We start from the raw sequence: 15,616 nt of genomic DNA on the forward strand, positions 1-15,616 counted from the left end.
TCGAAAGGCACCCCGGCTAAATCAATCTGTCGAGCGCATGAGCGCGATCTTTCTGCAACGTCGCCTGTCGGCAGCCAGCGGGTGCTGTCGGCGTTGCTCCCCTCTGTTTCATCAAATCAGCACCCGCGTCTCTAACGACATCGATGTTTTAGCTGTTCTTGATCCTAATCAAGGCGAACGGTTTCGGCGATGATTAGAGCAGACCCAGCCGGGAGTTTGCGATTCTGGATCGCTTCCCCCAATTCACCGGTTGCTAAATGAGAAGGTAGTTCCATATCCCCAAAGAAGGTTCCGGTCCATGCCGGAGGTGGGGCGGTGGGGATGACGAAAACCCTTGCAGACAGCGACCGCTTGCCGATGCTTCGTTTGAAGACGGTATCGTGACGACGATGGCAATGAGGGTGGTTCATTATGGCTTTCAACCGCAAGCAATGGATACTGGCTGGAGCGATTATCGTCCTTGCCGCAGGCGCGTATTACGCGTGGAAATCGCTGAACGGAGACGGGCTGCCGGAAGGCATCGCCCGGGGTAACGGCCGCATCGAGGCGGTTGAAATCGATATTTCAACGAAGAGTCCGGGGCGCATCCGCGAAATCCTCGTCGACGAAGGCGATTTCGTACAGGCAAATGACATCCTTGCACGCATGGATACGGACCAGCTTGAAAGCCAGCTCAAACAGGCCGAAGCGCAACTGCGCCGAGCCGAGATCGGTATCGAGACGGCACGGAGCCTGGTCACACAACGCGAAGCCGAACACACGGCTGCGGAAGCGACAGTGGCGCAGCGGGAAGCGCAGCTCGATGCCGCGCAACGACGTCTGGCCCGCTCCCAGCAATTGACGCAAACACGCACGATTTCTCAACAGGTTCTTGACGACGATCGCGCGACCGCGCAGGGAGCAGAAGCAGCGGTCGGTGCAGCCAAAGCACAGCTCGCCGCCACGGAAGCCGCCATAGGCGCCGCAAAGGCGCAGGTCATCGATGCCGAGGCATCGGTAGAGGCCGCCAGGGCGGCAATCGCCAGCATTCAGGCAGATATCAACGACGCCACCCTGAGGGCTCCGAAACCGGGGCGCGTCCAGTATCGCGTCGCCCAGCCGGGCGAGGTGCTTTCCGCCGGCGGACGGGTGCTCAACCTTGTCGATGTCAGCGATGTTTATATGACCTTTTTCCTGCCGACTGCTCAAGCAGGGCGGGTCGCCATTGGTGCCGAGGCCCGGATCGTTCTCGACGCCGCGCCGCAATATGTCATTCCTGCGAATATTAGCTTTGTGGCCGATGTTGCCCAGTTCACGCCCAAGACCGTGGAAACGGAGGAGGAGCGCCAGAAACTGATGTTCCGCGTCAAGGCGAAGATATCGCAGGAACTGCTTCAAAAATATATTCAGCAGGTAAAAACGGGACTTCCGGGCATGGCCTATGTCAAGCTTGATCCCAATGCCGAGTGGCCGCAGCATCTCGCGGAAACCGTGAAATGAATGATGTTCCGGTCAAAGCTGGCGCTAGTGACGACAGCTTTGTCGTCCGGGCGCAAGACGTAGGATTGTCCTACGGAAAAACCCGCGCGCTGCGGGAGATCAACCTTGATGTTCCAGCAGGTTGCATGGTCGGGCTGATCGGGCCTGACGGGGTGGGCAAGTCGAGCCTGTTATCGCTGATCGCCGGGGCCCGGACGGTGCAGCAGGGCCATATCGAGGTCCTGGATGGTGATATTTCCGATAAGCGGCATCTTCAGTCCGCCTATCCGCGCATCGCCTATATGCCGCAAGGGCTTGGGAAGAACCTTTATCCGACGCTTTCGGTATTCGAAAATATTGATTTTTTCGGGCGGTTGTTTGGACATAACCGGAAAGAGCGTGAGCGGCGTATTGCCGATCTTCTGGCACGAACCGGCATGTCGCCCTTCGCGGACCGTCCGGCGGGCAAACTTTCCGGCGGCATGAAGCAGAAGACAAGCCTCTGCTGCTCGCTGATCCATGATCCCGACCTGCTTATACTTGATGAGCCGACGACCGGTGTCGATCCGCTATCCCGGCGTCAGTTCTGGGAGTTGATCGACGATATCCGCAAGGATCGTCCGGGAATGAGCGTCATCGTTGCCACGGCCTATATGGAAGAAGCCGAACGCTTCGACTGGCTTGTCGCGATGAATGACGGGCAGATACTGGCGACGGGTACGCCGCAGGAATTGCTGCAGCGTACCAATACTCCCAATCTTGATGCGGCCTTTATCGCGCTTTTGCCGGAAGAATTGCGGAAAGGGCATCACGACATCGAAATCCCAAAGCGTGAATTCGGCGACGATGCCGAAATCGCAATCGAGGCGCAAAACGTCACTGTTCGCTTCGGCAATTTCACGGCAGTGAATGACGTGAGTTTTCGCATCCCGCGTGGCGAGATTTTCGGCTTTCTGGGCTCCAACGGTTGTGGCAAGACCACGACCATGAAAGTCCTGACCGGGCTGTTGCCAGCCAGTGAGGGTACGGCACTCCTGTTCGGGCGTGAGGTCGACCCGAAGGATATCGATATACGCCGCCATGTCGGATATATGTCCCAGGCGTTTTCACTTTACTCGGAATTGACCGTTCGCCAGAATCTGGAGCTTCACGCCAAGCTGTTCGAGATGGCGGACGACCTGACCGAACGCCGGATCAAGGAATTGACCGAACGTTTTGATCTTACAGAGGTCATGGATTCCTTGCCCGACGCCTTGCCGCTTGGTATCCGCCAGCGGCTCTCACTGGCTGTGGCTTTGATCCATTCGCCCGATATCCTTATTCTCGATGAGCCGACATCTGGTGTCGATCCGGTCGCGCGTGACGCTTTCTGGCAAATCCTTGCCGATTTGTCGCGCAAGGACAATGTCACCATTTTTGTCTCCACCCATTTCATGAATGAAGCGGAACTTTGCGACCGCATTTCGCTGATGCATGCGGGCAAGGTGTTGATTAGCGATACCCCCAAGGCGATTACCGAAAGTCGCCATGCGGAAACTCTGGAGGAGGCCTTCGTCGCTTATCTTCAGGATGCTATTGGCGAAACAGGACAGCCCGCGCAATTGCCAGCAGCCGTACCTGATCAAGCGGCAAAGGCAGATGAATCACATCAAAAGAAGGCCTCAAGCTGGTTGCCGGACCTGCGGCGGATGCTGGCCTATACGCGGCGTGAGGCGCTGGAATTGAAGCGCGATCCGATCCGCGCAACGCTTGCTATCCTCGGCAGCGTTATCCTGATGTTTGTCATCGGCTACGGCATCAACATGGATGTCGAGAACCTGAAATTCGCTGTTCTCGACCGGGATGACACGACGATCAGCCGTAATTATGTCCAGCAGATTGCAGGTTCGCGTTATTTTTCCGAACAGCCTCCGATAACCGATTATGACGATCTCGACCGGCGAATGCGCGAGGGGGAAATCAGCCTCGCCATCGAAATACCGCCGAATTTCGGCGCAGATGTCATGCGCGGACGCCCAGTGGAAATCGCCGCATGGATCGATGGCGCGATGCCAACCCGCGCGGAGACAATCAAAGGCTATGTTCAGGGGATGCATGCCAATTGGCTGACGCAGAAAGCGCGTGAGCTTTATGGACGCGCGGCGACTGTCGGCAGTTTCAACCTGGAAATCCGCTACCGTTATAATCCCGATGTGCAAAGCCTCGTGGCCATGGTGCCGGCGGTCATTCCGCTTCTGCTGCTGATGATCCCGGCGATGCTGGCGGTGCTAAGCGTAGTCCGTGAAAAAGAACTGGGTTCCATCATCAACTTCTACGTGACGCCAGTGACGAAATTCGAATTTCTGTTCGGCAAGCAATTGCCGTATATCGGGCTGGCGTTTCTCAATTTCCTGATGCTGACTGCCTTCGCAGTCTTCATTTTTCGGGTACCGTTTACGGGCAGCTTCCCAACCTATGCGCTGGCGGCATTGCTCTATGTCACGATCGCGACCGGAATGGGGCTGGTGCTATCCACTTTCATGAACAGCCAGATCGCTGCAATCTTCGGCACGGCTCTGCTGACACTCATTCCGGCGGTGCAATATTCCGGCATTATTGACCCTGTGTCGTCGCTGCAAGGCGCGGGCGCTTTCATCGGCAAAATCTATCCTGCAACGCATTTCGTGACCATTTCGCGTGGCGTTTTCTCCAAGGCACTGGGATTTGCCGATCTCGCAGGTTCGTTTCTGCCCTTGTTGATCGCGGTGCCGGTACTCATGGCGCTCGCCATCATTCTTCTCAAGAAACAGGCGGGCTGAGATGCGGATATCCAACATAATCCAGCTTGGCGTGAAGGAACTGCGGGGCCTCGCACGCGATCCGATGCTGCTGATCCTCATCGTCTATGCCTTTACGCTTGCGATCTACACGGCTTCCAAGGCGATGCCCGAAACGCTCAACAATGCGGCCATAGCGATTGTCGATGAAGATCAGTCACCCGTTTCGGCCCGCATCACGACAGCGTTCTATCCGCCATATTTCGTACCTCCGAAACTCATTTCATCTTATGAAATGGATGCCCGGATGGATGAAGGTCTGGACACGTTCGCGCTCAACATCCCGCCGAATTTTCAGCGGGATCTTCTGGCGGGGCGTTCCCCGACGATCCAGCTCAATGTCGACGCGACCCGGATGAGCCAGGCCTTTACCGGGGGCGGATACGTGCAGGCGATTGTGACGAGCGAGGTGAACGAATTTCTCAATCGCTATCGCGGCAGCGCACAAACACCCGTCCAACTCAATCTGAGGGCGAGATTCAATCAGGATTTGAACAAGGGTTGGTTCGGGGCGATCAACAATGTGATTTCGTCGGTGACGATGCTGTCGATCATTCTGACGGGCGCAGCCCTTATTCGAGAGCGCGAACACGGAACCATAGAGCATCTGCTGGTGATGCCGGTAACGCCCGTCGAAATCATGGTCAGCAAAATATGGTCTATGGGGCTGGTCGTGCTGATTGCTTCAGCTTTTGCCTTGGTCGTGGTGGTGCAGGGGCTGCTCGCCGTTCCCATCTATGGATCGGTGTCGTTGTTCCTCGTCGGTGCAGCGCTGCAGCTTTTTGCGACGACCAGTCTTGGTATCTTTCTGGCGACTGCGGCTGGTTCCATGCCGCAGTTCGGAATGCTGCTGATGCTGGTACTTCTGCCATTGCAAGTGCTTTCAGGAGGCACAACCCCTCGTGAAAGCATGCCTGAGATCATCCAGACGATCATGCTGGCTGCGCCGAACACGCATTTCGTCATATTGGCGCAGTCGATCCTGTTTCGTGGTGCAGGGCTAAGCGTCGTGTGGCCGCAGTTTCTGGCCCTTATCGTCATCGGCTCGGTGCTATTCTACTTCGCGCTCCAGCGTTTCCGTGCGTTCATGCGATAAGAAAATTCTTTTGAAAACAGAGGACTGTATCCAATCCTTGCCAATGTGATTCAGTTTTCTCTCCTGGATTGCGCTTCGTCGCAGTTGCGAATCCTTAACCATGTTGCTATCGCAATCACTAGGAAACGGTTCCGCTGTTCAGGCGGATGAAAAGGGAACACGGTGAAGCCATTCGGGCTGATGCCGCGACTGCCCCCGCAACTGTAACCGGAGAGCTATCCTCCACAGCCGTGCAAGCGGTGAAAGCCACTGAAAGCTATCGTGCGATCGGGAAGGCGGCGGAAAAGCGATGACCCGGAAGTCAGGAGACCTGCCGTATCCGGTCACCCATGCATGGATACGGGGTGTGTCCAAGCGCGGCTGTCCGTGGCGGTGACATTGTTGAAATGTTGCCGTCGGGAAGAAGGGCGTATCACGCCACTATCACTTCAACCTGCGGTGAGAGGAAAAGCCGGTCATCGGTCCTCCGATACGGAAGGTTGAGGAAAAAATGCATCTTTTGAAATCATCGGTTCTGTTGGTCTCGGCCAGTGTTCTTGCACTACCGTCTGTGGCGCTTGCGCAAAACCTGCCGGAAAGTGACGGCGTCGTCGTTCTTGATACAATCGTGGTCACGCCATTGCGCCGCGTGTCTTCGCTGCAGCGCTCAACATCATCGGTGACTGTCATCGATTCCGCGGATATCGAGCGGTCGGCCGCTCCCGATCTGCAGTCACTGCTGAAGTCCTATAACGGTATTTCCATCAAGACGAATGGCGGACAGGGCTCTTCGGCTGGTATCTTCATTCGTGGGATGTCCGCCACGCAGACCGTCGTGCTGGTCAATGGCGTGCGCACGGCGTCCGCGACAAGCGGCGCAACGGGATTGGCGAATATTCCCCTGAGCTCAATCGACCGCATTGAGATCGCAAAAGGTCCTCATTCTGCCCAATATGGCGCCGACGCCATGGGTGGGGTGGTCAATATCATCACCAAGCAGGGGGGTGCCTGTGGCGAGCGCTCCTGGTGCGGCAGTCTTTCTACCGGGGCTAGCCATCCATGGGGCGGCTATGTTTCCGGTTCCGTCCAGGGGCGCAGCAAAGATGGCGTGGATTACGCTTTCGGCGCGGCCATCACCGGCACGCAAGGATATGACTTCACCACATCGGATGCGTACGGTCATGAGCCTGATCGCGATGGATTTCTGCAGGGCTCCTTCAACCTTGCGCTGGCGAAGGATTTCGACTGGGGTAGAATTTATGCAGATGGTCTCTTCAGCCGGGGGCGTAACCAGTATGACGCCAAAGCGCCTTCGCCGAACCAGGCTGACAGCACGGCATTTAACGGCAAGATCGGAACGCGGATCGATCATTCGGCGGACTGGTCGTCAACACTGGAATTCAGCACCGGTATCGACAATAGCCGTAACTTCCGCAAGGGCGTGAACGAATCTGACCGGTTTGAAACCAGGCGTTATGGGGTCTTTGGGTCGACCGAGAAGAGCTTTGATACCGGCAACGTTGGTCATACGGTCACCGCTGGCGTGGAAGCCTATCGCGAGGAGATCAACACCACGGTTGCCTATGATGAAACCAGCCGCGACCTGGCTGCCGTGTTTGGTCAATATTCTCTGGAATATGAAGCGTTGCGCGTTGACGGTGGCATTCGCTATGACCACAACAGTCAATTCGGGAACGTCGCCACTTATAACCTTGGCGCAAGCTATGAAATTTTGCCGGATTTGGTGCTGAGGTCTTCTTACGCAACCGGTTTCCGTGCGCCGACATTTAATGATCTTTACTATCCGCTGTCGGGAAATCCTGATTTGAACCCCGAGAAATCGGGTTCTTATGAACTCGGTTTGAATTGGCGGATCAGCGCTCGCACCAGTCTGGATATGGCTTTCTACGATACCAGACTAAAGCAGGGCATCAGCTGGAGAGAAAACGAGCAAACACATCTCTGGTTGCCGGTAAACGTTGACCGAGCCCACATAACCGGTTTTGAAGCGACGCTCGACCACCGCTTCAACGACCAGTGGGGTGCCAAAGGAATGGTGGATTTCAAGCGGCCTATCGATGAAGACACCGGAAACGATCTTCCCTATCGTGAACGTTTCAAGGCAGCGGCTGAGGTCAATTTCACGCCGATTGAAAAGCTCGATCTGACTGCAAGATTGATCTACGGCGGCTCCCGCTACGCGGACGCTGCGAACAACAAGAAACTCGGTGACTATGTGACCGCTGATTTCGTGGCGCTCTATTCCATCGACAAGCAATCGCAACTGAAGTTTTCGGTCGAGAATATATTTGACAAGGACTATCAGTCCAGCGCTGGCTATATTGCGCCAGGACGTACGATCAATGTCGGATTGACCCGGAATTTCTGAGGCTGAACAGAGAATGAAAAGGGCATCCGCAAACTGGATCATTAGCTTCTGCCTCGCGGCGGGGCTGGCCCTTTTCGTTCGAAATCCGGCAGATGCAGCGGATGGTCCAAAGCGGGTTGTTTCCATCAATGTATGTACCGATCAGCTCGCAATACTGTTGGCCAGGGAAGGGCAGCTACAATCGGTTTCCTATCTATCGCAGGACCCGGAATTGTCTGTCATGGCTGCGAAAGCCCGGCAGTTGCCGGCCAACCATGCGCAGGCAGAAGAAGTTTTCCTGATGAAGCCCGACCTTGTGCTGGCAGGAACATTCTCCTCGAGAGCGACGGTTGGGCTATTGCGGAGGCTTGGCGTACGAGTGGAAGAGTTCGCGCCCGCCCGCTCGTTCAGCGATATAGAAGTTCATCTGCGTCGCATGGGCGAGTTGCTCGGAAGACAGGCGGACGCCAGCCGGGAAATCGATAAGATGAAAGCTGCTTTGGCGGCTATCCAGCAGCCTGTCCGTCGCAAGACGGTCGCGCTTTATTACGCCAACAGTTACACATCTGGGCGGGGCACGCTGGTCGATGAAGCAGTTCGCCTTGCCGGACTTGATAATCTGGCCGACAAGGCAGGCGTCAGTGGCTCTGCGCCGCTATCACTGGAAAAACTGGTGCTCGAAAAGCCGGATATTCTGGTGCGCAGTTCCAGAGAACGCGCGCCTGCGCTGGCTTTCGAGAATTTCGAACATCCGGCCTTGCGGGCGCTCGAAAGACAGGCGAGGGCGGTGACGATAGAAGACAATCTGACCGTGTGCGGTGGACCATTCAGTGTCGAAGCCGTGGCAGAACTCGCGGAGGCCGCGCGTGACTGAGCGTAACCGCTTCTATCTTCTGCTGGTCGGGCTGGCCCTTCTCGTGGCTTTGCTTTTCGTTGTTTCGCTGCTGACGGGACCTGCGGCAATCAGCATCCCCGACAGCCTCAAGGCACTTTTCGGCGATGACAGCGAAATGATCGTGCTAGTGATGCGCGAAATCCGTCTGCCCCGGGCATTGCTCGCGCTCCTTATCGGAGCTTCGCTTGGGCTGTCTGGCGCTGCCTTGCAGGGCTATCTGCGCAACCCGCTCGCGGAACCGGGTTTGCTTGGAGTGAGCGCATCCGCGTCGTTCGGAGCAGTTATTGCTATCTATAGCGGCCTGTCGCTTCTGTTTCCGCTGGCCTTGCCGCTGCTTGCGTTGGCGGGGGCTTTTGTGTCGGTGTTTCTCGTCAAGCTTCTGGCGGGGCGGAATGCCGGTACGCTCGCCGTCATTCTGGCAGGTGTCGCGGTGACGAGCCTTGCCGGAGCATTGACGGCGCTGGCGCTCAACCTGTCGCCCAATCCATTTGCAGCAATGGAAATCGTGTTCTGGATGCTCGGATCGCTGGCAGACAGATCAATGACCCATGTCGCTCTTGCCGCACCATTTATTCTCGTCGGCTGGGCGATGCTTCTGGCACTCGGGCGGTCTCTCGACAGCCTGACATTAGGGGCCGACGCTGCCGCCATGATGGGCGTCAATCTGGCTCGTGTGCAGCTTTTTGCAGTGCTGGGTACAGCGGCCTGCGTCGGTGCTTCCACTGCGGTTGCCGGGGCAATCGGTTTCGTAGGACTGGTGGTTCCTCATCTCTTGCGTCCACTTGTGGGTTCGCGTCCATCGCGATTGCTGGTCGCAAGCGGTTTCGGTGGCGCTGCCCTTTTGCTGGCGGCTGACATATTGGTGCGCATCGTCATGCCGGGGCGTGAGCTGAAACTGGGCGTCCTCACGGCAATCATCGGTGCGCCGTTCTTCCTGTGGCTGGTTTTCAAATATCGGAGGCGGCTCGTATGACATCGCTTTCGGTAAAAAATCTTTCCGTTACGCTCGGTGGAAAGGTTGCGCTCAACGATGCAAGTTTTGCTATTCAGGACGGTGAATTCATCGGGTTGATCGGACCCAATGGTGCAGGAAAGACGACATTGTTGCGGGCTATCCTGGGGCTTGCTGCGTCGCGAGGAGAGATTTCACTCGATGGAGACGACTTGCGCCGAATGACGGCTTCGGAAAAAGCGCAAAAGCTTGCCTATTTGCCTCAGGAGCGTGATGTCGCGTGGCCGGTATCAGTGGAGATGCTTGTTTCCTTGGGCCGTTCTGCGTTGAAACCGGTCTTTGCGAGCATGAATGCGCAGGACAAGGCGCTTATCGATACTGCAATGCAGCGCATGGACGTTGCCCAATTCCGGGACAGGTCCGCAATGGAGCTTTCCGGCGGCGAGCGGGCGCGGGTACTGATTGCGCGTGTGCTGGCGCAGGATACGCCGATGATACTCGCTGACGAGCCGGTGGCAGGTCTCGACCCTTCTCATCAACTGGGGTTGATGGAGAGTTTTTCTGAACTTGCGCAGGAGGGGAGAACGGTTGTTGCCTCATTGCATGAGTTGAGCCTTGCGGCACAGCATTGCACGCGCCTGCTTGTGGTGGACAAGGGGAAAATCGTTGGGGACGGGGCGCCAACGGAGGTCCTCACGCCGCAACTATTGCAAGACGTCTATGGCATACATGCGAAAATACTGACAGTCGACGGAGAGTTCATCGTTCATCCTGCTTCACGTACAGGCTAGACATTTTTCCATTGGCGGTCACGAGACGAGGCGTAGATCGTTTCTACAGCCTTCTGGACTTCATAACCCTCGCGAAAATCGGCGTGACCGTTCCGCTGTCCGGCGATAGCAAGCACGAAGTCGCGGACCTCGATTGTCTTGAGATCATTGAAGCCGATCTGGTGACCGCCCGCGACGCAAAAGGCTCCATAGGGTTCGTGCTCAGGCCCTGCGAATATCTTGCGGAAGCCCTGTTGTCCTTTCTTGTCGGAAAAGAGAAACAGGTCGAGTTCGTTGAAGCGTTCCTGCGAAAAGCATAGCGAGCCTTTCGATCCGGAAATCTCGAAATCATGCTGCATCTTGCGACCGCTGGCGATCCAGCTTGCTTCGAGCGTTCCGGTCGCTCCGTTTTCAAAACGCAGGAAAGCACGCGAAACGTCGTCCACTTCAACGGGTTTCATCCGTGAAGGTTTCAAACTATCCGGACGCTCGCTGATCACTGTGACGGCATCTCCCATGACGGCTGTGATCGGTCCAACGAGATAGCGCGCAGCCGCGATGATATGACTGCCGATGTCGGCCAGTGCTCCGCCTCCGCCCACCGGATCAAGCCTCCAGGTCCAGGGGATACGGGCCTCGGCCATGAAGTCCTCAGCGTGAATGCCGCGAAAATTGCGGATTTCGCCCAGTTCACCGCTTTCGATGATTTCCCTTGCCAGCTTTATCATCGGGTTTTTGAGGTAGTTGAATCCGACTGCAGTCTGAACACTGTTCCGTTCAGCGGCGAGCGCCATTTCGAGGCACTCGGCCGCGGTGGGTGCAAGCGGCTTTTCGCAATAGACGTGTTTGCCTGCTTCAATGGCGGCGAGCGCCATTTCCCTGTGAAACCGGTTTGGCGTAGTGATGTCGATGAGATCGATATCCGGGTTTGAGATTAGTGTACGCCAATCGCCGGTGGCAGTTGCAAAGCCCAGTTGTTTTGCGGCTTTTGTCGCCGTTTCCGCATTCACATCGGCCAATGTGTGAAGCCGCACTTCAATCGGCAAGTCGAACACCCGGTTGACGTTTGCGAGCGCAAGGGCGTGGGTCTTGCCCATGAAACCGGACCCGATCAAACCGACCGTCAGAAGCTCAGTTCTACCAGTCATGGCATTCCTCCCGAAACGATGGTCGAGGTGTTTGGCGCTGCGCAACTCCTTTGCGAAATAAGCATATCGTCGGCAGCTTATGCGATTGACATCAGCTACCAGAAATGGAATTATAATTCCACGATAATTTGTTATGAATGTTTCATTCTATTGAATAAACCCAACCTCTGCATGAGTTGCCGGACAAACGCTTGGAGGAGCGCCGGGATGCCGCAGACGAAGGTAAAGCGTTAACGCAAACCGGCGGGGAGTGCCGGACAAGGGAGGAGTGAACATGCAATCTCTATTGAAGTCGGCCGTAGCCGGGGTGGCCTTGCTGGCTGCTTCTGTCGCAGCCCAGGCAGCTGATATTAATATCGTCGTGGTCAGCCATGGTCAGGCATCCGATCCGTTCTGGTCTGTGGTGAAGAATGGCGTTGCGGAAGCGGCGAAGGATACGGGTGTGAAGGTCGATTACCGCGCACCGGAAACCTTTGACATGGTGCAGATGGCGCAGCTTATCGATGCTGCTATCAACCAGAAACCACAAGGTATCGTGGTTTCCATTCCAGATGCGGATGCGCTTGGACCGTCGATTCAACGTGCTGTCGCAGCCGGTATTCCCGTCATTTCCATGAATTCCGGTTCCGATGCTTCGAAGAAGCTCGGCGCTCTGCTGCATGTCGGTCAGGATGAATTCGATGCCGGTAAGGTTGCCGGTGAAGCATTGAAGAATGCTGGCGGAAAGAAAGGCATTTGCGTCAATCAGGAAGTCGGAAACGTCTCGCTCGATCAGCGTTGTGCAGGCTTCAAAGAGGGCTTTGGTGAGGTGACGGTTCTGCCTACGTCGACAGATCCTGCAGAAAACGAAGCCAAGGTTCGTGCGGCTTTGGCATCCGATGCTGCCGTCGACACGATCCTGACCCTCAATGCGACACTCGCGGGTGAACCAGCTGTGAAGGCTGCTGCCGAGAGCGGTCGCAGCGGTATCCACGTTGCGACGTTCGATATGTCGGCTGGCTTTCTGGAAGCCGTCGAAAAGGGACAGGCGGACTTCGCCATCGACCAGCAGCAGTTCCTGCAAGGCTATCTGCCGGTATCGTTTCTCGCGCTTAACGCGAAGTACGGCTTGATGCCGGGCGGCAATGTTCCATCGGGTCCGAACCTGATCACCAAGGACAAGGCCAAGCAGGTCGTTGAACTTTCGGCCAAGGGCATCCGTTAACCTCGTTTCGACGATCAAACATCAAGCCCGCCCATGACAATGGGCGGGAATGGGTTTCTGCGCCCGGAATGTATCAGGAGAAGATCATGAGTGAGCCACTTCCCCATCAAAGGGCCGGAACGGCACCGCTGTCGAAGGATGAGCGTTTGCAATCGGCCAGCCCGTTGCAGCGGCTCCTGAGCCGGCCGGAATTGGGGGCGGTATCTGGTCTGATCCTTATAACGATATTTTTCGTTTCCGTTGCCAATCCTGCGATGTTCACGGCAGCCGGTATCATGAACTTCATGGCGCCTGCTTCGCAGCTTGGCATTCTGGCCGTCGCCGCGGCGCTTCTCATGATCGGCGGCGAGTTCGATCTCTCCATCGGCTCGATGGTCGCCTTTGCTGGCCTGATCTTCGCCGCTGCCCTCGTCGTGTGGCAGGTGCCACTCGCTGTCGCCATCATCGTCACCCTGCTTTTTGCAGCTTTCGTGGGCGTAGTGAATGCCCAGATAGTTATCCGAACGGGGTTGCCATCCTTTATCGTAACGCTCGCTTTCCTCTTCATTCTGCGTGGTCTGTCGCTGGTTGGGCTGAAATGGGCCACGGGCGGAGCCACCCAATTGCGCGGTGTGAAGGAAGCCGTTGCGGGCAGTTATCTTGCAGGGCTTTTTTCCGGCGATGCCTTTCAGGGAGTTTTTGCCTGGATGGCTGAAAACGACCTGATCGCCAAATTTCCCAATGGGGAGCCGTCGGTAAGAGGCGTCCCTGTCGAAGTTATCTGGTTCATCGCCATTGCGCTTATCGCGACCTATGTGCTGGTGCGCACCCGCTTCGGTAACTGGATTTTCGCGGCAGGCGGTGATGCACTTGCCGCCCGCAATTCCGGTGTTCCGGTGCGCCGCGTCAAGACGACCCTCTTCATGTGCACGGCAATGGCTGCAGCACTGGTGGCTATCCTTACCGTTCTGGATGCTGGCTCAACCGACGCGCGCCGCGGCTTCCAGAAGGAATTCGAGGCGATTATTGCCGCAGTGATTGGGGGCTGTCTGCTGACGGGGGGGTATGGCTCTGCGATCGGGGCATTCTTCGGCGCGATCATATTCGGGATGGTGTTGATCGGGTTGACCTATACCCAGATCGATCAGGACTGGTATCTGGTCTTTCTCGGCGGAATGCTGCTGATCGCGGTGCTCTTCAACAATTTCATTCGCAAGCGTGCGACCGGCGAGCGCTGAGGAGGTTTGCCATGACGACGCCCATCATCGAAGTCCGCAATCTCGTTAAACATTTCGGCCCGGTCATCGCGTTGAACGGCGTCTCGTTAAGCGTCGAACCGGGGCAGGTGCACTGTCTGCTTGGCGACAATGGCGCGGGTAAATCGACCCTGATCAAAACGCTTTCGGGCGTGCATAAGCCGACGAGCGGCGACTTTCTGGTTGAGGGAAAGCCTGTCTTCTTCAACAGTCCGCGTGATGCGCTCGATCATGGCATCGCGACCGTCTATCAGGATCTGGCGATGATCCCGTTGATGTCCGTCATGCGCAATTTTTTTCTTGGGCGCGAACCGACAAAGGGCGTCGGACCTTTCCGCTGGTTCGATGCACAACAGGCCGAAGAGGTAACACGCGAGGAAATGCGCAAGATCGGGATTGACGTTCGTGATCCACAGCAGGCTGTGGGAACGCTTTCCGGCGGCGAGCGCCAGTGTGTGGCGATTGCCCGCGCCGTCTATTTCGGGGCGAAGGTGCTCATCCTTGATGAACCTACCTCGGCGCTGGGCGTGCGCCAGACAGCGATGGTTCTCAAATACATCAATCTGGTGCGCTCGCGGGGGCTGGGCGTCATCTTCATCACCCACAATGTTCGTCATGCCCATGCGGTCGGCGACAAGTTCACGGTTCTCAATCGCGGCGTAACGCTTGGAACGCGAACCAAGAACGATGTGGACATGGACGAACTGCAAAGCCTGATGGCGGGTGGGCAGGAGCTTGCCGATCTGACTGCCGAACTGGGCGGCAGGGTTTGACCGGGATTTTCGGAGTGTAGAATGAACGGACAATTCAGCGGTAAAGTTGCTGTCATAACGGGAAGCACCCAAGGGCTGGGAGCAGCAACGGCGAAACTGTTTGCTGAAAGAGGCGCGAAAGGCTTGGTCATATGCGGGCGCTCGGCTGAGAAGGGGCGGGCACAGGTCGATCAGTTGAAAAAAGCGGGAACAGAAGCCGTTTTCGTTCAGGCCGATCTTGAGAAGGTGGAAGACTGCCGCACGATCATCTCGGAAGCTGATCGTGTGTTTGGACGGCTCGATGTCCTCGTAAACGCTGCTGGTCTGACGGATCGGGGCACCATTCTGGATACCGACCCCGAACTGTTCGACCGTTTGTTTGCGGTGAATATGCGAGCGCCGTTCTTCCTCATTCAGGAAGCGATAAAGCTGTTCCGACGCGACAAGGTTGAGGGAACCATCGTCAATATTTCTTCGATGTCCTCCATGGGTGGCCAGCCATTCATTGCAGCTTACTGTGCTTCCAAGGGGGCGCTCGACACGCTGACCCGCAACGTGGCCTATTCGGTGCTTCGCAACCGCATTCGCATCAATAGCCTGAATATCGGCTGGATGGCATCGGACGGCGAGGATCGCATCCAGCGCGAATTTCACAATGCGGCGGCGAACTGGCTCGATGAAGCGGCCCGGAGCCAGCCTTTCGGAAGGCTGATCGATCCGGCCGAAGTTGCCCGTGCAATAGCTTTCCTGGCCTCGGAAGAATCCGGATTGATGACCGGCGCCATCGTGAATTTCGATCAATCCGTCTGGGGCGCGTATGGTGTATCTCCGCATCCAGATCAGCCGCTTTAGCGGCCGACAGTATCCATATGTTTGAACGAGGGGGATGGAGCCTGCTTCGGCAACTGAAATGGTTCGATAGATATTTCCGTCGAGATTGCGA

At 56.5% G+C, this 15,616-nt stretch carries 12 protein-coding genes and 1 riboswitch; of the genes, 11 read left to right on the plus strand and 1 reads right to left on the minus strand.

Going from position 1 to position 15,616, the window contains the following annotated elements:
• The first annotated feature begins 411 nt into the window (after positions 1-411).
• The 7 genes from JNC63_RS10470 to JNC63_RS10500 all read left to right on the plus strand — a co-directional run bounded on the left by JNC63_RS10470 (position 412) and on the right by JNC63_RS10500 (position 10,355).
• Complete coding sequence (locus JNC63_RS10470; protein WP_025090490.1) at positions 412-1,479, plus strand: HlyD family secretion protein; 1,068 nt, start codon at positions 412-414, stop codon at positions 1,477-1,479.
• Positions 1,476-4,256 carry a ribosome-associated ATPase/putative transporter RbbA gene (rbbA, locus tag JNC63_RS10475; protein ID WP_063620923.1) on the plus strand — a complete coding sequence of 927 codons (2,781 nt, stop codon included), beginning with the start codon at positions 1,476-1,478 and terminating at the stop codon, positions 4,254-4,256. The genes JNC63_RS10470 and rbbA overlap by 4 nt, the downstream gene beginning before the upstream one ends.
• Position 4,257: 1 nt before the next feature.
• Positions 4,258-5,370: an ABC transporter permease gene (locus JNC63_RS10480; RefSeq protein WP_025090488.1), complete on the plus strand. Its 1,113-nt coding sequence runs from the start codon at positions 4,258-4,260 to the stop codon at positions 5,368-5,370.
• Positions 5,371-5,479: 109 nt separating this feature from the next.
• Positions 5,480-5,702: riboswitch (cobalamin riboswitch) on the plus strand.
• Positions 5,703-5,860: 158 nt separating this feature from the next.
• Positions 5,861-7,738, plus strand: a complete 1,878-nt coding sequence (locus JNC63_RS10485; protein ID WP_025090487.1) for a TonB-dependent receptor domain-containing protein — start codon at positions 5,861-5,863, stop codon at positions 7,736-7,738.
• A 13-nt stretch (positions 7,739-7,751) separates the two neighbouring features.
• Positions 7,752-8,591: an ABC transporter substrate-binding protein gene (locus tag JNC63_RS10490; RefSeq protein ID WP_025090486.1), complete on the plus strand. Its 840-nt coding sequence runs from the start codon at positions 7,752-7,754 to the stop codon at positions 8,589-8,591.
• The gene (locus tag JNC63_RS10495) at positions 8,584-9,585 is read left to right on the plus strand and encodes a FecCD family ABC transporter permease (protein ID WP_025090485.1); all 1,002 of its coding nucleotides are present in this window, start codon (positions 8,584-8,586) and stop codon (positions 9,583-9,585) included. The genes JNC63_RS10490 and JNC63_RS10495 overlap by 8 nt, the downstream gene beginning before the upstream one ends.
• A complete protein-coding gene (locus JNC63_RS10500; RefSeq protein WP_025090484.1) occupies positions 9,582-10,355 on the plus strand; it encodes an ABC transporter ATP-binding protein in 774 nt (257 codons plus the stop codon). The genes JNC63_RS10495 and JNC63_RS10500 overlap by 4 nt, the downstream gene beginning before the upstream one ends.
• Here the strand turns inward: JNC63_RS10500 and JNC63_RS10505 are convergent.
• Positions 10,352-11,482, minus strand: a complete 1,131-nt coding sequence (locus tag JNC63_RS10505) for a Gfo/Idh/MocA family protein (RefSeq protein WP_374846306.1) — start codon at positions 11,480-11,482, stop codon at positions 10,352-10,354. The genes JNC63_RS10500 and JNC63_RS10505 overlap by 4 nt on opposite strands.
• A gap of 274 nt (positions 11,483-11,756) precedes the next feature.
• Here JNC63_RS10505 and JNC63_RS10510 point away from each other — a divergent pair, with 274 nt between their 5' ends.
• The 4 genes from JNC63_RS10510 to JNC63_RS10525 all read left to right on the plus strand — a co-directional run bounded on the left by JNC63_RS10510 (position 11,757) and on the right by JNC63_RS10525 (position 15,525).
• Positions 11,757-12,686: a sugar ABC transporter substrate-binding protein gene (locus JNC63_RS10510; RefSeq protein WP_006471710.1), complete on the plus strand. Its 930-nt coding sequence runs from the start codon at positions 11,757-11,759 to the stop codon at positions 12,684-12,686.
• 86 nt (positions 12,687-12,772) lie between these two features.
• A complete protein-coding gene (locus JNC63_RS10515) occupies positions 12,773-13,903 on the plus strand; it encodes an ABC transporter permease (protein WP_063620958.1) in 1,131 nt (376 codons plus the stop codon).
• 11 nt (positions 13,904-13,914) lie between these two features.
• Positions 13,915-14,694: an ATP-binding cassette domain-containing protein gene (locus JNC63_RS10520; RefSeq protein WP_006467147.1), complete on the plus strand. Its 780-nt coding sequence runs from the start codon at positions 13,915-13,917 to the stop codon at positions 14,692-14,694.
• 21 nt (positions 14,695-14,715) lie between these two features.
• Positions 14,716-15,525: an SDR family oxidoreductase gene (locus tag JNC63_RS10525; protein WP_025090481.1), complete on the plus strand. Its 810-nt coding sequence runs from the start codon at positions 14,716-14,718 to the stop codon at positions 15,523-15,525.
• Positions 15,526-15,616: the final 91 nt, after the last annotated feature.

Origin of the sequence: Brucella ciceri (genome assembly GCF_041930145.1) — a bacterium.
In the GTDB taxonomy this organism is placed as follows: Bacteria; Pseudomonadota; Alphaproteobacteria; order Rhizobiales; family Rhizobiaceae; genus Brucella; species Brucella intermedia.